Source organism: Burkholderia sp. LFS061 (genome assembly GCF_047978125.1).
GTDB lineage: Bacteria > Pseudomonadota > Gammaproteobacteria > Burkholderiales > Burkholderiaceae > Burkholderia > Burkholderia pyrrocinia_C.
Genome location: NZ_JBFPFS010000001.1, coordinates 28,768 through 52,676 on the forward strand (window position 1 = coordinate 28,768; position 23,909 = coordinate 52,676).

General features: G+C 60.3%; 21 protein-coding genes and 1 pseudogene. 9 read left to right on the plus strand and 13 right to left on the minus strand.

Features of this window, described 5'->3' with window-relative positions; translation table 11 throughout:
• Positions 1–20 precede the first annotated feature (20 nt).
• From ACNQQL_RS00175 to ACNQQL_RS00185, 3 genes and pseudogenes are all read left to right on the plus strand, one after another.
• Complete coding sequence (locus tag ACNQQL_RS00175; RefSeq protein ID WP_347062961.1) at positions 21–680, plus strand: autoinducer binding domain-containing protein; 660 nt, start codon at positions 21–23, stop codon at positions 678–680.
• Positions 677–928: pseudogene (locus tag ACNQQL_RS00180) on the plus strand (aminotransferase class III-fold pyridoxal phosphate-dependent enzyme); the annotation flags it as partial. The gene ACNQQL_RS00175 and the pseudogene ACNQQL_RS00180, both read left to right, overlap by 4 nt.
• Complete coding sequence (locus tag ACNQQL_RS00185) at positions 926–1,645, plus strand: autoinducer binding domain-containing protein (protein WP_243567400.1); 720 nt, start codon at positions 926–928, stop codon at positions 1,643–1,645. The pseudogene ACNQQL_RS00180 and the gene ACNQQL_RS00185, both read left to right, overlap by 3 nt.
• A gap of 186 nt (positions 1,646–1,831) precedes the next feature.
• Here ACNQQL_RS00185 and ACNQQL_RS00190 read toward each other — a convergent pair whose 3' ends face one another.
• On the minus strand, positions 1,832–2,581 hold the full coding sequence (locus ACNQQL_RS00190; RefSeq protein ID WP_347062795.1) for an SDR family oxidoreductase: 750 nt from the start codon (positions 2,579–2,581) through the stop codon (positions 1,832–1,834).
• 41 nt (positions 2,582–2,622) lie between these two features.
• Here ACNQQL_RS00190 and ACNQQL_RS00195 point away from each other — a divergent pair, with 41 nt between their 5' ends.
• The 3 genes from ACNQQL_RS00195 (at position 2,623) to ACNQQL_RS00205 (ending at position 5,064) form a co-directional block, all read left to right on the plus strand.
• A complete protein-coding gene (locus ACNQQL_RS00195; protein WP_347062796.1) occupies positions 2,623–3,600 on the plus strand; it encodes an AraC family transcriptional regulator in 978 nt (325 codons plus the stop codon).
• A gap of 154 nt (positions 3,601–3,754) precedes the next feature.
• Positions 3,755–4,612, plus strand: coding sequence for an AraC family transcriptional regulator (locus ACNQQL_RS00200; protein WP_347062797.1), 858 nt, complete (start codon positions 3,755–3,757; stop codon positions 4,610–4,612).
• A gap of 44 nt (positions 4,613–4,656) precedes the next feature.
• Positions 4,657–5,064, plus strand: a complete 408-nt coding sequence (locus tag ACNQQL_RS00205; RefSeq protein ID WP_347062798.1) for a DUF2000 domain-containing protein — start codon at positions 4,657–4,659, stop codon at positions 5,062–5,064.
• Positions 5,065–5,091: 27 nt separating this feature from the next.
• Here ACNQQL_RS00205 and ACNQQL_RS00210 read toward each other — a convergent pair whose 3' ends face one another.
• From ACNQQL_RS00210 to ACNQQL_RS00235, 6 genes are all read right to left on the minus strand, one after another.
• A complete protein-coding gene (locus tag ACNQQL_RS00210; RefSeq protein ID WP_347062799.1) occupies positions 5,092–5,442 on the minus strand; it encodes a VOC family protein in 351 nt (116 codons plus the stop codon).
• Positions 5,443–5,660: 218 nt separating this feature from the next.
• Positions 5,661–6,362 (minus strand): ABC transporter ATP-binding protein, encoded by a 702-nt coding sequence (locus ACNQQL_RS00215; protein ID WP_011694813.1) that lies wholly within the window; start codon positions 6,360–6,362, stop codon positions 5,661–5,663.
• Positions 6,362–7,135 carry a high-affinity branched-chain amino acid ABC transporter ATP-binding protein LivG gene (livG, locus tag ACNQQL_RS00220; protein ID WP_347062800.1) on the minus strand — a complete coding sequence of 258 codons (774 nt, stop codon included), beginning with the start codon at positions 7,133–7,135 and terminating at the stop codon, positions 6,362–6,364. Before livG ends, ACNQQL_RS00215 begins: the two co-directional genes overlap by 1 nt.
• Positions 7,132–8,403, minus strand: a complete 1,272-nt coding sequence (locus tag ACNQQL_RS00225) for a high-affinity branched-chain amino acid ABC transporter permease LivM (RefSeq protein WP_347062801.1) — start codon at positions 8,401–8,403, stop codon at positions 7,132–7,134. Before ACNQQL_RS00225 ends, livG begins: the two co-directional genes overlap by 4 nt.
• Before the next feature lie 11 nt (positions 8,404–8,414).
• Positions 8,415–9,341 carry a high-affinity branched-chain amino acid ABC transporter permease LivH gene (gene livH, locus ACNQQL_RS00230; RefSeq protein WP_072441879.1) on the minus strand — a complete coding sequence of 309 codons (927 nt, stop codon included), beginning with the start codon at positions 9,339–9,341 and terminating at the stop codon, positions 8,415–8,417.
• A gap of 172 nt (positions 9,342–9,513) precedes the next feature.
• The gene (locus ACNQQL_RS00235) at positions 9,514–10,632 is read right to left on the minus strand and encodes a branched-chain amino acid ABC transporter substrate-binding protein (RefSeq protein ID WP_072441880.1); all 1,119 of its coding nucleotides are present in this window, start codon (positions 10,630–10,632) and stop codon (positions 9,514–9,516) included.
• An 813-nt stretch (positions 10,633–11,445) separates the two neighbouring features.
• Here ACNQQL_RS00235 and ACNQQL_RS00240 point away from each other — a divergent pair.
• Positions 11,446–12,069 carry a hypothetical protein gene (locus tag ACNQQL_RS00240; RefSeq protein WP_347062802.1) on the plus strand — a complete coding sequence of 208 codons (624 nt, stop codon included), beginning with the start codon at positions 11,446–11,448 and terminating at the stop codon, positions 12,067–12,069.
• 86 nt (positions 12,070–12,155) lie between these two features.
• Here ACNQQL_RS00240 and ACNQQL_RS00245 read toward each other — a convergent pair whose 3' ends face one another.
• Positions 12,156–12,374, minus strand: a complete 219-nt coding sequence (locus ACNQQL_RS00245) for a hypothetical protein (RefSeq protein ID WP_051983704.1) — start codon at positions 12,372–12,374, stop codon at positions 12,156–12,158.
• A 676-nt stretch (positions 12,375–13,050) separates the two neighbouring features.
• Between ACNQQL_RS00245 and ACNQQL_RS00250 the strand changes: the two genes are divergently transcribed.
• Positions 13,051–15,054: a hypothetical protein gene (locus ACNQQL_RS00250; RefSeq protein ID WP_347062803.1), complete on the plus strand. Its 2,004-nt coding sequence runs from the start codon at positions 13,051–13,053 to the stop codon at positions 15,052–15,054.
• Positions 15,055–15,817: 763 nt separating this feature from the next.
• Positions 15,818–16,579, plus strand: a complete 762-nt coding sequence (locus ACNQQL_RS00255; RefSeq protein ID WP_347062804.1) for a hypothetical protein — start codon at positions 15,818–15,820, stop codon at positions 16,577–16,579.
• 432 nt (positions 16,580–17,011) lie between these two features.
• Here the strand turns inward: ACNQQL_RS00255 and ACNQQL_RS00260 are convergent, their stop codons facing one another.
• The 5 genes from ACNQQL_RS00260 to ACNQQL_RS00280 all read right to left on the minus strand — a co-directional run bounded on the left by ACNQQL_RS00260 (position 17,012) and on the right by ACNQQL_RS00280 (position 23,907).
• A complete protein-coding gene (locus ACNQQL_RS00260; protein WP_347062805.1) occupies positions 17,012–17,470 on the minus strand; it encodes a hypothetical protein in 459 nt (152 codons plus the stop codon).
• Positions 17,471–17,614: 144 nt separating this feature from the next.
• On the minus strand, positions 17,615–18,178 hold the full coding sequence (locus ACNQQL_RS00265; protein WP_347062806.1) for a hypothetical protein: 564 nt from the start codon (positions 18,176–18,178) through the stop codon (positions 17,615–17,617).
• 311 nt (positions 18,179–18,489) lie between these two features.
• Entirely contained in the window at positions 18,490–19,104 is a 615-nt protein-coding gene (locus tag ACNQQL_RS00270) for a hypothetical protein (protein ID WP_347062807.1), read from the minus strand.
• 10 nt (positions 19,105–19,114) lie between these two features.
• Positions 19,115–23,452, minus strand: a complete 4,338-nt coding sequence (locus ACNQQL_RS00275) for an RHS repeat-associated core domain-containing protein (protein WP_347062808.1) — start codon at positions 23,450–23,452, stop codon at positions 19,115–19,117.
• On the minus strand, positions 23,449–23,907 hold the full coding sequence (locus ACNQQL_RS00280) for a DUF1795 domain-containing protein (protein ID WP_347062809.1): 459 nt from the start codon (positions 23,905–23,907) through the stop codon (positions 23,449–23,451). The genes ACNQQL_RS00275 and ACNQQL_RS00280 overlap by 4 nt, the downstream gene beginning before the upstream one ends.
• Between the last annotated feature and the right edge of the window lie 2 nt (positions 23,908–23,909).

Genomic DNA, 23,909 nt, shown 5'->3' on the forward strand with positions numbered 1-23,909 from the left:
TCTTTGCGCGAACCATGGATATGCAGGAGTTTACGGCTGTCGCGTTGAGGGCCTTGCGCGAACTACGGTTTGATTTTTTTGCCTACGGCATGTGCAGCGTGACTCCGTTCATGCGGCCCAGGACTTATATGTATGGCAATTATCCCGAGGACTGGGTGCAGCGATATCAGGCGGCTAACTACGCGGTGATCGATCCCACGGTGAAACACAGCAAAGTATCGTCGTCCCCCATTTTGTGGAGCAATGAGTTGTTCCGTGGGTGCCCGGATCTGTGGTCCGAAGCCAACGACTCGAATTTACGCCACGGCCTGGCACAGCCCTCGTTCAACACCCAGGGGAGGGTTGGGGTGTTAAGCCTGGCGCGCAAGGATAATCCCATCAGTCTTCAGGAATTTGAGGCGTTGAAGGTGGTGACCAAGGCGTTTGCCGCAGCGGTCCACGAGAAGATTTCCGAGCTGGAGAGCGACGTGCGTGTGTTCAATACGGATGTGGAGTTCAGCGGTAGGGAATGTGATGTGCTGCGCTGGACGGCCGACGGCAAGACCTCGGAGGAAATCGGCGTGATCATGGGGGTGTGCACCGATACGGTGAATTACCACCACCGCAACATCCAACGCAAAATCGGCGCCAGTAACCGCGTGCAGGCAGTCTCTTACGCCGTCGCGATGGGCTATATCTGAATGTGGTGCAGCGCGACGGGCTCGTCGCACGCGCGAACGTGATGGGCGACCGGCTCAGGCGCGGCCTGCTCGACCTGATGGAACGGTTCGACTGCATCGGCGACGTGCGCGGACGCGGGTTGCTGCTCGGCGTCGAGATCGTCAAGGATCGCCGGACGAAAGAACCGGCGGACGGGCTCGGCGCGAAAATCACGCGCGAGTGCATGAACCTCGGGCTCAGCATGAACATCGTGCAGTTGCCCGGGATGGAGCTGCGCTGGCAGGACGCCTACCATCAATTCAGCGCCGCGGAGAACGAGCAGCAGCTCTTCCAGCGGATCGCCGCGTATTCGAAGCGCCTGGGCTTCGAATACTGCTGTTACGGAATCCGGGTGCCGCTGCCCGTGTCGAAATCGGCCGTCGCGATCTTCGACACCTATCCGGACGGCTGGATGGCGCACTATCAGGCGCAGGACTACATCAAGATCGATTCGACGGTCCGCGACGGTGCGCTCACCACCAACATGATCGTCTGGCCGGACGTCGACGAGGTCGCGCCATGCCCGTTGTGGGAAGATGCGCGCGAGGCCGGGTTGTCGGTCGGCATCGCGCAGTCGAGCTGGGCCGCGCGCGGCGCGTTCGGCCTGCTGAGCATCGCGCGCCATGCGGATCGCCTCACGCCTGCCGAAATCGACATGCTCACGCTGCAGACCCACTGGCTCGCGAACCTGTCACATTCGCTGATGAGCGGCTTCATGGTGCCGAAGCTCGCGCCAGCGGCAAGCGTCGTGCTGACGGCGCGGGAACGCGAAGTGCTGTGCTGGACCGCCGAAGGCAAGACGGCATGCGAGATCGGTCAGATCCTCGGCATCGCGGAGCGGACGGTGACTTTTCACGTCAACAACGTCCTCGTGAAGCTTGGCGCGACCAACAAGGTGCAGGCGGTCGTCAAGGCGGTCTCGGCGGGGCTCATCGATATGTTCTGAATGGGCGGCGTGTTCCGGATCGCACCGCCACTGACCGTCAGCGAGGAAGAGATCGATCTTGGCTTGTCGCTACTCGGACAGGCGATCGAACGCGCGGTGTAACGCCGCCGCGCGGTAACGCCCTTCATCGCATCGTGCGATCCGTCGCGCCGGGTCGACCGACCGGCGCGACGCATTCCCGATCGATCAACTCGTTTCGGCCGCCCACGCTTCGGCGTCCGCGCCTGCCGGAATGTGCATCGGGCTCGACGGATCCGTCGCCGCGCGCCACACGGCTTCGGCAACATCCTGCGCATGGGTGATCGGCCCCGACGCATCGAGCATCCTCGCGACGGCCTTTCCGACGAATTCCGCATAAGCCTCGTGTTCGAAGCCATGCATGTGCGCACGCGCGTTGTCGCCGAAACGCGTGTCGGGCGCACGGCCCGGCAGCACGAGATGCGCGCGCACGCCGAACGGTTCGAGTTCGACCGCCATCGATTCGGTGAACGCATTGACCGCCGCCTTGCTGGCCCGGTACGCGCCGACCAGCGGCAACACCTTCAGCGTGACGCTCGACGTGACGTTCACGATCACGCCGGCCCCACGCCGGCGAAACTGCGGCAGCACGGCCTGCGTAACCGCAATCGTGCCGATCGTGTTGGTTTCGAACAGCGCACGCACCGTGTCGAGCGGCGTGAGCTCCGCCGGCGCGGCCGCGCCGAAGCCTGCGTTATTGACGAGCACGTCGATCGGGCCGGCCGCGTCGATGGCAGCGCGGATGCTGTCGGCGTTCGTCACGTCGAGCGCCAGTACGCGCAGGCGTTCCGACGGCGGCAGCACGTCCTCGCGCGGCGTGCGCATCGTCGCGACGACCTGCCAGTCGCGGGCCAGGAAATGGCGGGCAATCTCGAGGCCGAAGCCGGAGGAACAGCCGGTGATCAGTACGGTCTTCATGCGAACTCCTGGGTTGTGTTGGGCACGTGTCCGTACGATAGATGGATGGATCCGTATTCGCTACAATCGAAAATCCGTTTTTCTTTTGCGAGAGTCCGACGATGATCGACCCGTTGACCGAAGTCGTGACGCTGCTGCAACCGGGTGCGCGATACTCCAAGTCCGTTCACGGTGCGAGCCCGTGGTCGATCAACCGCACGGTCGCCGGCGAGCCGTTCTATTGCGCGATCCTCGACGGCGGATGCCGGATCGCGATCGACGGGCACGCGCCGATCGAGCTGCTGCCCGGCGATTTCGTGCTGATTCCGGCGGCCTACGGCGTCGCGATGTCCAGCCTCGAACCGCCGCCGCCGGGCGTCGAAACCGCGCCGCCGGTCGCACTCGACAACGGCGAATACCGGATCGGCGATCCGGGCAACCCGGTCGACACGCGGATGATGGCCGGCAACTGCAGCTTCGGTTCGCCGGATGCAGCGCTGCTGGTGTCGCTGCTGCCGCAATTCGTGCATGTGCGCGGCGAACCCCGGCTGACCACGCTCGTGCAACTGGTGCGCGACGAATCGCGCGCGCAGCGGCCCGCTCGCGAGATCGTGCTGGCGCGCCTGCTCGAGGTGCTGCTGATCGAGGCATTGCGGTTCACGGCCGAAACGAACGCGTCGCCCGGCCTCGTGCGCGGGCTCGCCGACAATCGACTGGCGGCCGCGATCCGTGGAATGCACGCCCGCCCTGCCTATCCGTGGACGGTCGTCGAACTCGCGAAGGAAGCGGCACTGTCGCGCTCGACGTTCTTCGAACGCTTCAGCCGCGCGGTCGGCGTCGCGCCGATGGAATACCTGCTCACGTGGCGCATGGCGCTCGCGAAGGACCTGCTCCGCCGCAACGAAAGTCGCATCGCAGAGATCGCGGGGCGCGTCGGCTACAGTTCCGCGAGCACGTTCAGCGTCGCGTTCACGCGGCATGTCGGGCGGCCGCCCGCGCAGTATGCGCGTGACGAACAGGCGGTGGCGAACGAGGAATGAACCGCGCATGCCCGCCACTGCGCGTATCGCGATGCGCGCCGGGGTCTCGCCCCGCTTCTCGCGCGATCGCCGGACGAACGGCCCGCGATTGCCACCAGCATCACGCGATCTGCGTACACTGCCCGACACGCAACAACGACGCGCGAGGCATTCGATGACGACAACGGGCAAGGACATCGGTACGACCGACCACTGGCTCGTCGCGCGCCGCGATCCGGAAACCGGCATCGAAAGCCTGCATGCGCATTTCAACGGCCATGCGTACGACGCGCACGATCACGACGACATGCTGGTCGGCTTCACCGAACAGGGCGTGCAGCAGTTCCAGTGCCACCGGTCGCTGCATACGAGCGTGCCGGGCCGCGCGATCCTGATCGAGCCGGGTGCGATGCACGACGGCCATGCGCCCGAAGCGAGCGGCTTCACCTACGGGATGCTGTACCTGCCGCAAGCATGGGTCGAGCGCGCGGCGCGCCGGCTGGATTTGCCGGGCCTCGGCGGCGTCGAAGCCGCATTCGGCCATACGCTCGTCGACGACCGCGGCCTCGTCGACGCGATCCGGCAAGCGTTTCTGGCGATCCACGGCAACGAAGGCAGGCTCGCGCGCGACCAGACGCTCGACCGTCTGCTGACGCGGCTCGGCGGCGAACTGCGCGGCCCGCTCGTGCTGGAAAGCGGCGTCGTGCCGCCCGCGATCGCGCGCGTGCGCGATCTGCTGCATGCGCAGATGGACGGCAACATCGGGCTCGACGAACTCGCCAGCGTCGCCGGGATCGACCGGTTCCGGCTGACGCGGCTGTTCCAGCGCGCGTTCGGCACGTCGCCGCACGCGTATCTGGTGCGCTTGCGGCTGCGCGCCGCGCGCCGGCTGCTGGCGGCCGGTCGTACGCCTGCGCAGGCGGCCGCGGACGTCGGCTTCGCCGACCAGAGCCATCTGGGCCGCTGGTTTCGCCGCGCGTACCGGATCACGCCGGCTGCGTACCGGCAAATGTGCACAAACGTTCCAGACTGATCGCGCGCGACATCCGATCATGAGTGCTTCAACGAGGAGCAAGCATGTTCGATACGAAAGTGGCACTGATCGTGCGCGACGATCTCGCGGCGTGGCAGAAACTCAATGTCGTCGCGTTTCTCGCGACGGGCGTCGCGGCCGGCGCGCCCGAAGCGCTCGGCGAGCCTTATGAGGATGCGGCCGGAAATCGCTACGGCCGGATGCTCGGCCAACCGATGCTGGTGTTCGCGGCCGATTTGAACGGCCTGCAGGCCGCGCACCGGCAGGCGCTGTCGCGCGAACTCCGGATCGTGCCGTACGTGCGAGCGATGTTTTCGACCGGGCACGACGCGGCCAACCGCGAGGTGTTTCGCGCCGAGGACGCGGCGAATCCCGATTTGGTCGGACTGGCGTTGCACGGGCCGAAGAAGGCCGTGGACAAGGCGGTGAAGGGGCTGGCGTTGCATGCGTGAACGCCGGTGCTGGTTCGTCGTTTCGGGTCAGCGATGCGCCAGCACGTTGACGAGCTTGCCGAACGGATCTCGCACGTAAAAACGCCGGACGCCCCACGACTCGTCGGCCGGGCCGTATTCGACGGGAATGCCCGCTGCATGAACACGCGCGAGCGCTTCGTCGAGATCGTCGACTTCGATCGACAGGTCGGGCGTCGGCGTGCCCGACCCGCCATGCGAAGCAAAGCTGATCTGCACATCCATCTGCTCGGCGTTACCGTAGGTTGCGATCCAGCCGTGATCCATCAGCAGATCGAGACCGAAGATCTGTTGATAGAAACGCTTCGCGTCGTCGACCGATTGCGTGTCGATATTGGCGACGATTCGTTTGACTTTCATGGGTTGTCTCCGCAGTGCGATTGAGATTCGACGCGGCAATGGCCATCTATTTGCGTCGATCCAGGCAGACCACCGAGATGTAGCCGATTCGGCTACGATCGAAGCCAAATCGGCTACCTATTTCCTGCAGACCAGCGTGCCGGAGCGTCGCAAGATGGAGACCGCAGCAAGCAGGTCGGCACCGCCGCCGGCCCATTGCAGGCCGACGGCTTTCCTCATCAACCGCCGAGGTATGCCTGCTTGATCCGGTCGTTCGCGAGCAGATTCGCGCCCGTATCGGCAAGCACCACACGCCCGGTTTCGAGCACATATCCACGATCAGCCACACCCAGCGCCTTGTTCGCATTCTGCTCGACGAGGAACACCGTGACGCCTTCGTCGCGAATCGTCCGGATGATGTCGAAGATCTGCGCGATCACGAGCGGCGCGAGGCCGAGCGTCGGTTCATCGAGCAGCAACAAACGCGGCTTGCTCATCAGCGCACGGCCGATCGCGAGCATCTGCTGCTCGCCGCCCGACATCGTGCCGGCCCGCTGCGTCGCACGCTCCTTCAAGCGCGGAAACAGCTTGAACACATGCTCGATGCCGTCGTCGATCTCGTGACGGCTCGCGAAGAACCCGCCCATCTTCAGGTTCTCGAGCACCGTCAGGCTCGGAAACACGCGCCGCCCTTCCGGCGAGATCGCCATTCCCTGCCGCATGATCTGGTGCGTCGACATCGCGGTGATGTCGTTGCCCTCGAACAGCACGCGGCCCGACGATGCGCGCGGCGTGCCGCACACGGTCATCATCAACGTCGTCTTGCCGGCGCCGTTGCTGCCGATCAGCGTGACGATCTCGCCCTTGTTCACCTCGATCGACACGCCCGCGAGCGCCTCGACCGCGCCGTAGTGCGTATGGACCTGTTCCAGCTTCAGCATCACTCTTCCCCCAGATACGCCTTGATCACGCGCGGGTCGTTGCGGACCGCTTCCGGCGTGCCGATCACGATCGGCCGGCCGTGCTCCATCACGAGGATGCGGTCCGACACGCCCATCACGAGGCTCATGTCGTGTTCGATCAGCAGCACCGACACGCCGAACTCGCGGCGCAGCTTGTCGATCAGGTGCTGCAGCTCGATCTTTTCCTGCGGGTTGAGACCGGCCGCCGGCTCGTCGAGCATCAGCAAACGCGGCTCGGTGATCATGCAGCGCGCGATCTCCAGACGCCGCTGGTGCCCGTACGATAGCGTGCCGGCCGGCCGGTTGGCGACCGACGTCAGCCCCATCCGTTCGAGCCACACGGCCGCGCGCTCCAGCGCTTCCTTCTCGGCGCGGCGATACGCGGGCGTCGAGAACAGGCCGGGCAGCAGCCCCGCCTTCACCTTGCGATGCTGCGCGACGAGCAGGTTCTCGACCACCGTCAGCGACTTGAACAGGCGGATGTTCTGGAACGTGCGCACGAGGCCCTTCACCGCGATCTTGTGGCTCGGCAGCCCGGCGATCGGGTGGCCGTCGAGTTCGACCGCGCCGGAGGTCGGCTTGTAGAAGCCGCCGACACAGTTGAACACTGTGGTCTTGCCCGCGCCGTTCGGCCCGATGATCGCGAACACCTCATCGCGGCGCACGTCGAAATCGATGCCGTCCACCGCGAGCAACCCGCCGAAGCGCATCTGCAGCCCGGCGACCTTCAACAGTTCTGCATTCGTGCTCATTGCGGCAGCTCCACGTGCGGACGGCTCGCGGGCAGCAGGCCCTGCGGACGCCACATCATCATCAACACCATCACCAGACCGAAGATCAGCATCCGGTACTCGGCGAAGCCACGCGCGACTTCCGGCAGCACGGTCAGCAGGATCGCCGCGAGAATCACGCCGAGCTGCGAACCCATTCCGCCGAGCACGACGATCGCGAGGATCAGCGCCGATTCGATGAAGGTGAACGATTCAGGATTCACGAGGCCCTGGCGCGCCGCGAAGAACGCGCCGCCGATGCCCGCGAACGCCGCGCCGAGCGTGAACGCCGACAGCTTGATGCGCGTCGGGTTCAGGCCCAGCGACCGGCACGCGATCTCGTCGTCGCGCAGCGCTTCCCACGCGCGGCCCATCGGCATGCGGATCAGGCGGCTCGTCACGAACAGCGTGAAGCCGACCAGCACCAGCGCGATCAGGTACAGGAAGATCACCATGTGCTCGCCGCTGTATTCCAGCCCGATCAGCTCATGGAAAGTCTTCGCGCCTTCGACGCTCGCCGAGCGCGCCATCTCGAAACCGAACACCGTCGGCTTCGCGATGCCCGAGATGCCGTCCGGGCCGCCGGTGAGGCTCGTCAGGTTGTTCGCGAGCAGGCGGATGATTTCGCCGAAGCCGAGCGTGACGATCGCGAGATAGTCGCCGCGCAGCCGCAGCACCGGGAAGCCGAGCAGGAAGCCGAACGTCGCCGCCGCGATCGCGGCGAGCGGCAGGCATTCCCAGAACAACAGCCCGAAGTACTGGTTCAGCATCGCGTACGTATAGCCGCCGACCGCGTAGAACCCGACATAGCCGAGATCGAGCAGCCCCGCGAAACCCACCACGATGTTCAGCCCGAGGCCGAGAATCACGTAGATCAGCGCGAGCGTCGCGACGTCCACCGCGCCGCGCGAGCCGAAGAACGGCCACACGAGCCCGACCGCGAGCAGCACCCACACGACCACGCGCTGCTGCTGCGCGCCCATCGCGGGCAGCGCCGGCAGCTTCACCGCCGATTTCGCGCGCACGAGCCAAGGCTTGAACAACTGGAACAGGAACACGGCCGCGACCGCGATCCACACCGGCCGCCAGTGCGGCGTGAGCACGACCTGATAGCCGTCGAGCTTCAGCTGCAGCCCGAGTACGGGGATCGTGAGAATCGCCGTCAGGAACGCGGCGGCCATGGCATTCTTCAGCGCCTGGCCGAACGACGCGTCGGCGGCCGGGCGGCGAACGGAAATGACTGTACTCATCTGCGTCTCCCTTAAACCTTTTCGATGTCCGACTTGCCGAGCAGGCCGGTCGGGCGGAAGAGCAGGATCAGCACGAGCAGGCCGAATGCGACGACGTCCTTGTACTCGGCCGGCATATAGCCTGCGGCGAAGGTTTCGGCAAGGCCGAGCAGCACGCCGCCGAGCATCGCGCCCGGGATGCTGCCGATCCCGCCGAGCACCGCGGCGGTAAACGCCTTGATGCCCGCGACGAAGCCGATATACGGATTCAGCTTGCCGATCGTCAGCCCGATCAGCACGCCGCCGACGGCGGCCAGCATCGCGCCGAGCACGAACGTGAACGAGATCACGCGGTTCGTATCGATGCCGAGCAGGTTCGCCATCTTCATGTCCTCGGCGCACGCGCGGCACGCACGGCCCATCCGCGAATGCGAGATGAACAGCGTGAGCGCGATCATCAGCACGACCGTCACGCAGACGATCATCAGGCGCGAATACGGGATGGTCACGTCGAAGTCGCCGCCGAGGTGGATGTCGAACGCGCCGGAGATCAGCACCGGCACGGACACGTCGCGCGCGCCCTGGCCGATCTGCACGTAGTTCTGCAGGAAGATCGACATGCCGATCGCGGAGATCAGCGGCACGAGGCGCGGGCCGCCGCGCAGCGGCCGATACGCGACGCGCTCGACCGCGAAGCCGTACAGGCCCGTGACGATCACCGACACGATCAGGGCGGCGCCGAGCACGAGCGGCAGCGGATAACCGGCGGAAACGCCGATCGCAGTCAGGGTCACGAGGCCCACGTACGCGCCGATCATATAGATCTCGCCGTGGGCGAAGTTGATCATGCCGATGATGCCGTAGACCATCGAATAGCCGATGGCGATCAGCGCATAGATCGCACCCAGCGTCAGGCCGTTGACCAGCTGCTGGGCGAATTGCGGAAAGAAGTCAGTCATGTGCGGGAAGCTCCCGTTGGCGCTGTGCAGCTCGCCACGGCCGGATCACGGCTGCGGCCGCGCGCAACGCACGGTGTCGTCTCGGGCCGCCCGTTGGCCGCGGAACGGCCAAATGCGCACGCGCTCCGCCCGGGTGACGGGCAGAGCGGGTGCGCGGGGCGGGTACTCCGTATTACTTGGCGGCGGTCTTCGTCGCGTCCTTGTGCCACGTGTACACGACGAACTTGAACGCCTTCAGGTCGCCCTGTGCGTCATACGCGACCTTGCCGATCGGCGTGTCGAACGTCGTCTTGTGCATGTACGCGGCGACCTTGGTCGGATCGGTCGTCTTCGCTCCCGCGATCGAGTCGGCGATGATCTTCACCGCTGCGTACGCGGGCATCTGGAACGGGCCGTTCGGGTCGCGCTTCTTGTCCGCGAACGCCTTCACGAGCGCTGCGTTGGCCGGGTCGGCCGAGAAATCGGCCGGCAGCGTGACGAGCATGCCTTCCGAAGCCGGGCCGGCGATGGCCGTCACGTCCTTGTTGCCCACGCCTTCAGGGCCCATGAACGTTGCCTTCACGCCCTGCTCGCGCGCCTGGCGCATCAGCAGGCCCATTTCCGGGTGATAGCCGCCGAAGTAGACGAAATCGACGCCTTGCGACTTCAGCTTCGTGATGATCGCCGAGTAGTCGGAATCGCCGGCGTTGACGCCTTCGAACAGCACGACCGGGATCTTCGCGGCTTCGAGATCCTTCTTCACCGACGACGCGATGCCCTGGCCGTACGATTGCTTGTCGTGCAGGACGGCGACCTTCTTCGGCTTCACGTTGTTGATGATGTAATGCGCGGCGGCCGGGCCTTGCTGGTCGTCGCGGCCGATCGTGCGGAAGATGAAGTGGCGCTTCTTGCCTTCGGTCAGCTGCGGCGCGGTGGCCGACGGCGTGACCATCACGATGCCTTCGTTCTCGTAGATGTCCGACGCGGGAATCGTCGAACCCGAGCATACGTGGCCGATCACGTACTTGATCTTCTGGCTGACGATCTTGTTGGCGACGGCGACGGCCTGCTTCGGTTCGCATGCGTCGTCCATCATCACCACTTCGAACTTGTTGCCGCCCGCGCCGCCTGCCGCGTTGATCTGCTCGATCGCGGTCAGCGCGCCGGCCTTCACCATGTCGCCATACTGGGCGACCGAGCCGCTCATCGGACCAGCGATGGCGATCTTCACGGTTTCCGCTTGCGCGGCGGCGGCGCCCGCGGCGAACAGCACGGCGGCGACGGAAATGGACGTAAGACGGGACAGCGTCATCTGGGAGCTCCTCGATGTTGTTTAGTCATACGGGCAAAGGCGGCATGACTTGCGCAATCGAACAGCACCCGGGGCGAGGACATGGGACACGCCCGAGACACATAGAAGACGGAACTCCGGCGGAATGTTGCGTAGCGGGGCCCGGCTCTTGCAGTCCCCGAAGGGGACGTCTGGTTCGGAAAGACATCGTGATGCGTCTTGCATTGCGCAAGCGTTTCGCCTGCCCCGCTTGCCAAACCGCTTGATCGGAGGGATGGTCCGACAGCCGTTGGCAAGGCAGCCGAAATTATATGGGCGTTTTTAAATCGTCTGTCAAAAATGCCGGTCGAGTGAGGGAAAACACGTAGGGATGGGGTGGCGGTCGGTAGCAATGACGGCGCAACCTTTTGGTGTCGACAGCGTTTGCTGGCGGTGCAATCTGGTTGCTATCGGGGTGGGTTTTCTGGCGCTGTGCCTTGTCTGGATTGAGATTGGGGGATAGGCGAGCTTGCGCGGCTTGTGCCGAGGTGGGTAAAGGGTCGCATCGTCGTGGTTCAATCGACTGATGATTGGTTTGGTGGGCACCATCGCCGTGCGTCGGGTGGAGCGTCTCAAACATTCTGTTTGCCGACGGTTATCGCTGCCACGAAAGGCAATTGTTAATATTGTGAAATAATACGGATTCGCCTCCGCAATCCAGCCAGCCTTCCTCCGAGCCGCGTCCGCCGCGCCTCGTAGCCGCTTCAGAGCCGCTTCGACGGCCGTCCGTTGCTCAGCCGCCAGCCAGTGATCTGCCGTTTTTTTTCATTGCACATCACCTGATTTGGATCGCTGATGAATCATCCCTTCCGTCTTTCTTCCGCCGCCGCGTTTGCTTGTGCGCTTTCTGTTTCCACCGCCGATGCGTCGGGCCGCGATACGCTGGCCGATCGGTCGGCCGGGGCCAATGTGTTTCGCTCGGAGCGGCGTGCTGCTGCTCGTGATGATGGGCATGCGGCACGTATGAGCCGACGCCGCGTGCAGTACGCCGCGCCCGTGGAACGAAGCCCGTTCGATACGCCGGATACGCGGCCGCTGCGTGTGTCGGGCGATAGGCTTGAGGCACCGCCACCTTCGTCGGAGCATGAACCCGATTTGGTGCTGCCCGCGAATCGCGTCGCGCTCGGCGCGGGTGGCAGCGATAGTCTTGGTCGCGCGTTGCCTGGATACGAACAGCGCGAGCAGAACTGGAATGAATACCTGCGGGCTAACGGATCGCGACCGGCCGGAAGTGGCGGCTCGTATGCGCCGGCTCGTCCGTACGATGCTGCGCGTGGCCCGCATGGTGCGCCCAATCCGTTTGATCCGTCGGTGCCGCAACCCGAGACGCGCACGTTTTATGACAACGGCGCGGGCACGCATTGCACGGCAACGGGCGGTGCGAGGACGTCACGGTCTTCTTGCAATATCGCGTGGTGATACGCTGGGGGTGGCTGATAGCCATTGCCCTACCCGGCGCGCTGCGCGACGTCGCGCAGCGCGGCCGCATCTTGCGGCGTTGCCTTTTACAACTGCGTGATGATCAGCCTGCCAGGCTCAATATCGATTCGCGCCTTTCTGCCCGGGACAAAACACGCATCGCTGATCAGCCACATTCCACCAATCTTCATGTACGGGTAGAACTTCTCCGGCTTGAGGTCCGTTTTCGGCGTACCCCACATTTCCTGGATCGTTACGAAACGTTCCGTCTTCGGTGGTCGTGCTTTATGATTCGCCTTAGCCATGGGCAACTCCTTGGAAGTTGGCTGTGGTTAGCGGGTCGTGAGTGTTGGTAGCACTTGCGGCCCGCGCTCGTTTACTGCGGCGTTTTGATGGTTCGGATTCCTCCTTTGTTGGTGGTTCGGTGGAAATGGGGATTCGACGTGTGGATCAGGACGTGCAACGTATCCATCCGCGCGCGCGATCATCATCGCTGGACATTGCTCATTAGACAGTGTTTGTCGCTTGGGCACACGTTAGCCGTTAGTTATAGGCACGCAACGAGGTCAATGCTCACGGCCGTTGCGAGCGCTGATGGCGAACGTCGATCTGTCACAGTAAGCGATTGATCAGAACTTGACGATTCGAAACAGTTCGATTGGATCGGACGCAATGTATAAGTTCGTCTCGATACGGATGCGACTGCTACCCAATCTTTGTTGTCGTTCGGGGGCACCAGAAATAGCTTGCGGGTGACGTCCGATTTCGGCATCTCACTCAAACCGATCTCGACCCACTTCTGCCTCTCGACTCTCGGTACGCCCAGCGTCTCTCGATTAACCCTTTTCTGCCGTCCGGGTCTTCGCGTCCGAAGTCGCGACGCATGGCGTCATAGCCAAATGCAGGTCTCGTGGCTGATCTGTGTCAGACTTCCTGGCTGGCTTCACGAGACCAACATTTCTTAGACGTTGCGCTAGGGCGATGATCACCGAACAGGATATTGCTGACTTCATCAACTGTGTTGACAAGGCTAAAAAATTTGAGCCTTTTCAACCAAACGGTGAATTTCAGCAGGACATTTGGACCCGCATACACGAGACGATTTGCGTCCCCGAGGGACGGCCGGCAGGCGATATGAGAGCTCTTGGGCGAACCCTGTTTCGCCGAACTCAACTCGACCCTGAGCTGAACGTATACGCCAGCCCAGCACTCCACTTTATGTACGGTACGTCGAACGGTGAGAAGCTTCGGGACTTTTCGGAGGTAGATAAGTGGTGTGAAGTAATTCGATATTTGGACCTTCTGCGCAAGTTGCCTGGTCACGGGTTTGATCCTTCCAGCACCGTCGGAATGGAGCGGGACTTGGCTGTTACCGGTGCCATCATCAGACTTCAAGGTGAAGGCTATCGGTTCGTGGCGAAGGATGAACGCATCAAATTCGAAGAAGGAGAACTGGAGCGTTGCGCGGCTGATATTTTTGACATGTTCCGCAATGTTGACGGTTTCCGGATCTCGTATTTATTGTTTAAGCATCTTCAGAATAACAAGCGTTTCAAGGGTGGCCGCTATTTGACAGGGCGGATTTCTCGGCCAACGACCGAAAGAAATCCACAGCCAGCACCCCCGCTAGGATATTTGCTGAACCTTTCTGCGGCTAATCTTTCCACGGAGCGCGTCAAGGGTTTCTCGGATGAGTCCGCAAGGAAAATACTGCAGAGGGCGTCCGATATAGTGGCGGCGCTCGATGTTGAAACGTATTCGACATATGCCCATATGGGCACCTCGCATGAGCGGTTGCCAATCTATCTTCAGGAGATTTTGATAGCCGATCATGTACTGGCATTCCGCCAGATTCATCCTGCGGATGCAATTGAAATGATGTCGGGACTATTCAACTGGGTCGATAACGAAGCCATGCGCTCGAAGCTCGGCTGGGCCATTGATGATTTGCAATCATTGATGCAATGGTTGTTCCAGTATGTGCCAGCTGAGTCGATTAACTCGACGCTTAGTCGTGAAACATTTGCGAAATCTGAAATTCCCGGAACGCGACTAGAAAGGTTGTTGTTAGATATTTCGCACGATCCGTCAACTGTGAATGAATCATATCGCACTCCACTCGATGCGACAAAGGCGGATGTAGGCATGAAACCGTTGTTTGCGACAAACGACGGGCGGTATTTTCTGTTTTCTCCATCTTTCAGTTCGATAGGCTTTTACGAAATCGCTGCAACGAAGCTCAGAACGGCATTTGGATCGGGTGTAGATCAGGATATAGGAAACGCGATCGAACCGATGGTCGCCGGTATGTTTCGCTCCCGAGGGATAGCGCCGGCGATCGTGTCGCGAAAATACGATATGTACGGAACGATAGGCGAGTGCGATATCGTCATTGAATCGGATCAGGCGGTAATTCTCATTGAGTTGAAAAAGAAATCGATGACACGAGCAGCTCAGGCGGGGGATTCGTATAGTGGCTTTTTCGATCTCTTTGGTGGGGTCCTGAGTGCTCAGGAACAACTCGGGCAACATGAAGTGCTGCTGCGAGAGTTTGGGCACATTAAGTTCGTCGACGGCAGTCAGATCAATCTTAATGGTCGTCGTATCGAGAGGTTGGCTGTAACTCTCCTGGACTGGGGTGGGACTCAGGACGGCATGGTACTCAGAGCCATCATGTCAACGTTGGTCGGTGCATCACTTAACTATTCAGCGGCTACCGTTAAGCAATCCAATCAACTCGCGAAATTAAACAGTACGTTGGGCGCGCTCGGTACACAACATACTAAGCTCCTGACTCTTGTGGGTGATCCGCGAGACTTGCTAACGAACTGGTGGTTCATGAGCGTTCCGCAGCTTATGGCGTTAGTAAGAGGTGCGCATGATGCAAACGGATTTTATGGCGCGCTGAGACGTATCGGCTCGGTCACGACAGGGTCTCTGGATTTCTATCAGGAGTTTGAATGGCGGTCCGCTTTGGGGGCATGATGTAATGTGCCTGCCAAGGCATGTAAGCATCGGGACCGGAGAAAGCACGAATGAAGAACTGAATCGACTTTGCGGTATTGATATTGTCGTCGGCGGGAGTGATTCGCGATCCTGCAGCGCTTGAGGGCGCGCTCACCTCTCTGAATCCAATGACCGTTTGCTGGTGCGGAGCCGACGTCCGTATGTCGGGCGATAACGCTGCCAAACGGCAGCAGTTCGCCGCACTGCGCCATCGATGCCATCGCACCGCTGCAGTGGGCACGACGACATCCGTGCGGCAAGTCCCGACCCTGAGGTGCCACTTGACGCCGGGCCATGTCGATCGCGATTTTCGCGTGTACAACGGCCATTCGCGCAGGGGTCCTCGAGCATTGGCCCTAGCGATGTACGTCGATTCGAATTTACCGTGCCGGGGCTGATCGACTAGGCGTTATGCGCCATGTTTCTTGATCAGACATCCAGTTCGCCAAGGAAACCAAGTGTCGGCCCTTGCAAGCCGATACCTTTCTTTGGCTCAAGCGCATATTGTATGGGGGGCGACCAAAAAACCATTTAAAATCAATTGGCTAGGAAGGTCATGAGGCGCTTTGGCACCCCGTTGGAGCGCTGACACACTTGGGGTACGCCACAACCTTAACGCAGTTTTAGCCTCTTCGCCGCGACAGAGACCGGGTGATCCACCTTGCGGTAATCCGGTTGAACCGTGTACCTTTTCGTCAGTCCTTGCGCTGCGCCCCCCCCCAAAAAACGAAAAGGAAATCTCGTGGCTGAAAACGTTCCGTTTTACAGCGATGTCCGGTTCTGGCAGTTCCTGATCGCGGCTGTTGCGTTGACCCTTTCACAACTCCCACCCGTCAGACTTTGGTTTAAGCGCGCGAGATTGTCGGTCGACGTATTCGATCGTGCGGCGCTTGATGAGGAACTGGGCCTACCACACGCACAGATACACATTACGATTTCCAACTCTGGCGGTCGGGAGATCAAAATCAATAAAATCACTGCAACGATCACACGCGGCAATGAGTCACGGGTTCTGATCGCCAGAGGGTATTTTGAAAAATTCTCGGATCAACGTCCAACGTTGCTCACTCCCTTTCGCGTAAAACCCGGTCAGGAGTGGGGACATAACGTGAACTTTCCGCTTCCTGTTGCTTGGAATGACCGTAACCAAGTAAGTGCAATGTCGAAAGCCTTGAGGGACAACATTAAGGCTAAACGTACCGCGCTGGGTGAACCCAAAGAAGATGTTCCGGCAGATCAGAATTTGGTCGATCCCTTGGCCCATCGCTTCGATACTCATTTTTTCTGGAAGGCCGGCGAGTATACGGTCAATCTGAAGATAGAGACGGAGGACGGGCGCGCCGATGTAAATAGTGTTTACCGCTTTATTATATTTGAGTCAGAGAGCGATCTTCTTCGTTCTCACAAGGATCAAATCAAGTTTGGCAATGGCGTCCATTACCGACTGCCTCCAATTGAGCCATTAATAATTGAATTGCATCGCGAAAATGAAGGTCGACGTTAATTTTATTGAAAGCTCACAACAATACTTCGGACATGCAATGTCGATATTGGTCGATTTGTTGAAAGATTTGATGCTCGCCTGGCGTATCCGGTATGGCTTTGTGTGACTGGACGAAGGTCCGCTGTCTCCTTCAGAGCCGACGCCTGAGTGTCCGCCTCAGCGCTCGGGCGAGCGGCCGCAACTGGCCGGCTGCAGCCCAACGTGATCGCCCGAGTCGACCCGAAGCGGACCTTCGCCGGGCAGAATTCGGCGCCTGGAAGCGGCCGTTCGGAGCCGAAGATCACAAAAGAGTAGACCTTTTCGCGTGCGGGTGAACCGTGTTAACGCGTGAAAAACCACTCCATAAATTCTTCGGCAATCTCCGGCGTCATTTCGAGAGTTGCCTCAGCTAGCTTCGGTTGTCCCTTTGCAACGGCTACGCGACACCGAACCTCATACTTGAGTCGCGTTGCGAGCCCAAAATTCGGTGCTTCTGAAGTTCCCCAGGCCAATGGAGTCAAATAGATCGACGGCCCCATCCACTGAAACAACACCTAGCTTTCTGAGTGCTGCATTGATTGCTCGTTCCCCAAGCGCGAGCCCCGGGTCATCTGTTGAGGATTGACGGGGAGGTAGTATTAGTTCCCCTCGCTCCCAAACGGCTGATGATTGAGCACCCACTCCTCCGAAATAGTCCGTTTCGACATACGCTATTTTTCCGGCCTTCGAAAAGACGGAAAGCACATCTGCCACCAAAGTAGATAGTCGTTCGAACGGCTGGACATGGCTTGTGGTTTTTCCGGCAACAATCGAGTCATACAGCAAATCAGTCAGGGGAATTAGCGCAAGACCCTGCAACATCCGCACTACACGAGCCTCGCGATACTGAATTGCCAAGTCGGATAAAATCACTTCCCGTCCAATGATTGCATGAATACAGTGAGGCATAGCGATAAATTATCAGGTTAGTGGAGTCGGGATTAATTTCTACGCAGCCGAAACCGTGTCAAATTGGCGTTGGTAAATGTGAGATTGCCTCGCCCTCAAACTCATGCCTCATGGGGCACCAAGGCTCAATAACCATTCGTGATATTTAACTCTCCCACTGTCCCTAACCTCTCCACTCCCAAGATCAACAATGAATTCCATTTGTGCACGAATTTCCGAATCCACTGGATTCTTGACATCGTCCGGAAGCAACCCGAACCCCTCAAGATAGTCAATCCTATTTATGACCTGCTCCGCACAGTTTGCAAGATCAATCATGTAATGAGAGCGCATCCATTCATACAGAAAAGATAGCGCCGCCAATAGATCAGACGCACCTTGCGCATCTGAATCTTCACTCATACTGATTTCACCTACATTCCATTCTTGGATCTTAAAATCCAAACAATCACACCCTGACTCACTCCCCTCCCAAATACGATCAAGTTTTTTAATGATACGCGCATGAATGTCCGGCGCTGACAAGTCAGAGTAACGAGACAGAAAGTCAAATACAGATCTTGCTCCGGTGAGCGCGAAACAACACCACGCAGCAAACTTCAATTGATTCGCCGAGTCGAGCTTGGTAAGTTCTCTGGCCAAGTTCTCTTTATGTTCGGAAATTGTAGTCATTCGGAACCTTTGTCGAAAACTCTGTCGGCCTCGACGGTCGCCCCATTGGAGCGACACGTTTGATGGGCACCGTCGGCCATCGTAATCTCCGGGACACGATCAGTTGCATTCGCCTCACACACTATGACTTTCCCCGCTACATCGGTCACACTCGCGGGCACACCGTGCACCTCATACGCAAACGTGTGGTCTTGCCGAAGCAGTCGGTGTATGCAGCCAGCTATCCGCGGCCACTCCACTCAGCACGCCCAATCTGGCGCTTCAAAAAAACCATTATTTCAACCATCCCTCATCAAACTCACTCGTCAACCTCACCCAAAACACTCTTTCAGAATATTTTCGTCAAACGACTTATTCCCGGAGACCTTCTTCCCCAGCAAATAATCAACATCGAGCCCATCCAACCCAACACCATTTCTCTTCGCCGCGAAAATAATGGTCAGAAACGGGTAAGAATAGTAACCTGGATTATCCATTACATCCCGAATCAATCCAGACTTGATTTCCACAACATTGATCACCCTCGGCAAATAAATACTTACCACCTTTTCGCATATCCATCGACATGTCGACTCAATCTCCATATCATTCCGTGGCAAATCAACTGCCCCACCGATATTCGGAGAAAACGACTTTACTACCTCCATGGACGTATTCATCGCAAGAACCAGACCCGTCGGTATCTTCGGCCTGTACGGTGGATTGCTGCTTTTATAAAAATCCTGAAGATCAGGGGAATCAGCGGCAGCAGAAAGAATATAGCCGTTTGCATTTTTCAGGAATCTGAATCCGATGCGCCCATTACCGATACCTTCCCGACCGACAAGAATCTCGCCCCTTGATACTTTGATGCCACTCTCACTTATATTTTCCTTGAGAGTTTCCTGCAATCTCTTTTCAAATATCTTCTTTAATTCCGCACTCATCTTGCACACCTCAATATTTCAGCACATGGAATGTTGCATCGTACGAAGTACCACGCGCACCAAGCACCTCGCCTATATCTCTATTGCCAGTTGCGATCTCGAACTGCCCAGTTTTTCCCGCTGACGGTGTAATTACCCCACCACCAATGCCATCGACGGTATTCGATGGACTCGTCATGTCGAATACACCAGATGCGCTTTGATTCTTCGTCAGACGTCCTGACCCATGTTTGGCTTCGAAAACGTGATAGTTCCCGTGGCTGTCCGTCGCAACGAAGTCGGCCCGAATTCGCTTGCCATTCACCTTCATTGTCACCTCTTCGGCAACGACGTTGAAACCGTTTCGCTCCAAGTCATACATCGATTTTTCACGACCGCGCTTTCCGCTCCATTGACTCAGGCACGTCAGCCCCCATGGATCAATCCAAGCCAGCGGATTCGGCCCATATCGATACTGATTCAACCCGCCCGCCAACCCGATCGGGTCCGGCGTGATAAACCGACCGATGTCCGGATCGTAGAATCGAAAGGTGTTGTAGTGCAGCCCGGTTTCACGATCCAGATACTGCCCCTGGAAACGCAGATTCTGTGGTCGCGGCACGTGAGTTGGTGCCGGCGCCGACGCTTGCACATTTCCCCACTCCGGTGTTGGCAACTGCGGCGCCCGCGCGATCCACTCCTCCTGCACCGCGTTACCCCAAACCTTGTAGCGGGCCTGCCAGATCAACTCTCCGTCCGCGTCGGTCAGTTCCTCCGGCAACCCTGACACATCGTTGTGGAAATAGTAGACCGCATCCCTTCCATCGGCATCGTTAGCCGCCGGCTTGCACTGATCGATCCGCGCAAGCGGCACATAACTATTGGCCTCGTACAAATACGTCAGCGCTTCCTCACCCTGGCGATCGTGATACGTCTCCTGCACCAGCCGCATGCCGTCCCACAGGAAATCCGTGCTCGCGTAACCGCCATTGAGCTTACGAATCCGACGGCCGAACGCGTCGTATTCGAAATGCGTTGTCGCGATGCCAAGGCGGTCCTTCGTCACGACGGTCTTCAACTGACTCCAATCGTCGTATTCAAGAACCAGCTCTTTCGCAGGCCCGTGACCGCTCAGCTTGCGAACCAGCCGTCCATACGAGTCGTACTCGAAGCGCTTGTCCTCGAACATCTTGAGCCGGTTGTGCTCGACGTAGCCGCCCGGATGATCGCTCGACACCAGGTTGGCCGCCGCGTCCCAGCGAAACACTTCCGACGGCAATCCCGGCCCCGCCGCCTGTTCAATGCGACCAGTCGGGTCATATTGATAGCTCGTCGTGCCATGCCGCTGATCTCGTTTCTGGATCACGTCGCCCGCTGCATCGTATTGCCACTGCTTCGCAAGCAGATCGTCGGCCGCCCGGCCTCGCTGCGCAGCGTGCCGCGCACGACGGCCAACCGCGTCATATCCGAAATGACTGGTCAGCTTGCCCTGCGTTCGTAGCACCTCCCGATGCAGATCATCGCGTTCTATGTCGGCAACTGCAGCACCGTCGAAACGGATCTGGTGCACGTGTCCCGAGCCGTAATGCAGCCAGTCGATCGTGCGCTCGCCCGAGATTGTGGTGCTGACACGGTTGCCAAGCTCGTCGTACGTATGCGCGAGCCAGCCGGTCGGCGTGTATTCCTCGAGAACCGCTCCGCGCGCGTCGTATTTCAAGCTGACCCGATTCTTCAGCGACGGGCCACGAGCTGCCAGCGTGTACAACTCGGCAGATGCGATTCGGCTCGCCTTGTCGTACAGATACTCACAACGCTCATGCGTAGCTTGCTTCGCCGTCAGTCGCCCGATTGCGTCGCGCTCGTATCGCGTCTCGATCTGCCCATCCCGTACGATCGTGCCTTGGCCGCACACATCGTATTCGTACGTGCGCTTGTGGCCATCGAGGCCGATCTGCGCAGAAACCAGATCGCGACGGTCATACTGGAAGCGATACGCCTCGCGATTTTCGTTGGTCAGGCTCGCGAGCCTGAACGCGTCGTCGTAACCGAACCGCACGACACGATTAGCCGCGTCCGTCCGCGAAAGCAGCAATCCACGTGCATTGATCTCGTAACGCGTGCTGCGCTGATTCGCGTCAACGACCTCGACAAGACGCCCTGCCGCATCGTATCGGAACATCTGACGCGCGCCATCGGCCGTTCCGATCCCTGTGACCCGCCCCATTGCATCCGCTTCGTACACGGTAGACTGGCCCGCCGCATCGGTCACACGAGCAAGCGCGCCACGTGCGTCATACCCGAATCGCGTGACCTTGCCGGAACAATCTGTATATGAGGTCAGCTGCGCACGGCCATTCCATTCGAGGAACTTGTAACCGCCCCGCGCATCGCGGATCGTGTGCACAAGCCCGCGTTCGTCCCGGTGATACTCGGTCGCGAAGCCGGCCGGATCGCGCGTCATCGTCAGGTTGCCGCGATCGTCGTAGCGGTAGATCCAGCGCGAGTTGGCCGGATCGGTTTCCGCAACAGGCAGATCGTAGTAAGCGTTCCACTCTGTCCGCTCAACCTGCCCGAGCGCATCGATACGCTGCGTCTGGCGCCCCCGCTCGTCATATTCGAAGCGGGTCGTATGCCCGGCCGGATCGGTCGTACTGACCAACTGCCGCATCGCGTTCCACTCGAATTGCCAAACGTGGCCATCGGCATCCGTATGGCTCGTCGGCTGCTGATCCTCGTTCCACGTCCACTGCGTCACGCGACCGATCTGGTCGGTGATCGTCACCGTACGCTGAACAAGGTCCGCATTGAACGTGTATGCCTCACCGTCATCGGTCCAATGGCGCACGACACGCGCGTCGCGGCCAACGCCCTGCCACGCATAAAAGCACTGCAGGCCGCCGCGCAACGTGTGCTGGACCATCAGTCCGTGTTCGTATGCGAAGCGTCGCCCGGTGTGGCCACTGCGATCGGTAACGGCCACCAGCTCGCCGGCATCGTTGTACGCATAACGCACCAGCGTGTCGGGTTGCTCCCCGTCCACGCCACGAGTCAGATCGATCGCGGCAATGCGTCGAGGGTGCGATCTATCGTAGGCCAGCGTCAGCATGCGCCCGGCGCTGTCATGCAGCCGCGCAGGCCGCACAACCTCACCAGCCGCTTCTTGCTCCACCTCGATCCAGTTACCGTTGCGATCCTCAAGACGCCACAGCTTGAGCGTCTCGCTGTCCACATCGGTGCGGGCACGACCGAAATCGCGATACATACCGTCGACCGTCTCGACCACGTAGTGACCGCCGGCAGTACAGATCAGGTAAATGCCTTCGGGAACGCTGAAATGGCTCTCGCCCGGCGGCACGGCCGGGAACACGATGTCGCGGCCTTGCTCGTCCCAATACGTGATCGATGTGACCTCGCCATGTTCACGCGCAATCCGCAACTCGACACTGATCGGCACGCTCCAGCCCGGCCCGAACAAACTGTCAGCACGATCATCATGGCTGCTGTAAAAACGTCGCCACACGATAGGCAACGGGCCGGGCAATGTGAAGTCGGTATCGTCCGTGCCATCGAGAAACTTGCCGCCAGTAATGACGTTGACCGGGTGACCGGCTGACGGCCTCGCCAAACTGCCTAGCCAAGTACCGAAGGCACCGGCCGCAAAATTGATCGCAAGGCAAGGCAGCTTGCCTTTCAGAAACTGCCCCCAACTCATCTTCCCGCGGCCACAGACCGCCAGCGCAATCCCAAGCGCCGCACCCAACCACCCGAGCCGGCTCGCCGACTTGACGTCCCTTACCCGCTGCGTACCACCGCCGATGAAAACGTTATCGGAACCCTCAGCAATCGTCCCGTCGCAAGTCGTCTTGTCGCCGACGCGCGCGGCCGGATGATCGTTGATGTAAACGCTCCCCGACCCATCGGCAATCATCTGCGGGCTGGAGTGATCCGTACACGCGACGGTATCGAGATCCCCCGGCCGGGCCGCCCGCGCAGCGGCCTTGTTATTGACATAAACGTTCCCCGATCCGCTGGCGATCTTGCCTTTGATCTCGGGCGGCGCGATCGAGTCGGCCAGCGCCTTGGCGCCGTCGTCGATGGCTTCGTTCATCCCGCTCGCTTCCATCAGCGCGCCCGAGCCGACCGCCACGCCCACACCGATCGCAATCACGAGCGGCGTCGCCAGCCCTGCCGTGCCGATTTCGAGCGCGGCCAGGCCGACGAACACAAGCCCCTCCATCGCCTCCGCCACCAATGCGCCGACAACGGCACCGCCGATCACCGACCCGACCGTGCCTGCAAGCTCCCCCCAGAACGACGTGTGCTGGATCGGGTCTTCGAAGCGCGCGGCCGCGAAGTGTTCCGCGCTCACGACGCGTCACCCGGTCCGAGCAGGGTCGGTCGAGCCGCGCGCGGCTGGAAACTGGCGAGCATGCGATCGGCGATCGCCTGCTGCTCTTCGGTCAGCGGTGCCGCGCTGGTCAACGTCATCACCAGCACGCGGCCGGCGTCGTCCGACGGAAACATGGTCTGCAGTTGATGCCAGAGCCTGCCGTCCCGCTCGAGCGTGGAATCGATCTGGATGCCCGAACGGCCAGCCACCGTCATAGCCCGGCGCGCCTTCTCGGTGAGCATCTTCGCATCGCGCGACGCCACTTCCCATTCGCGCGCGACAAACGCGTCGATATCTTCCCCGTCGCGCAGCCGCCCACGGGCGATCACGAGGTTGAGGCCGCCGGGGCCGGCGTTCATCACGAGGATGTTGACGGTGCGGTCGAGCGCCGCGTCCGGCAGTTCGAAGGTGCCTTCGTGGATAGCGTAGTGCATGG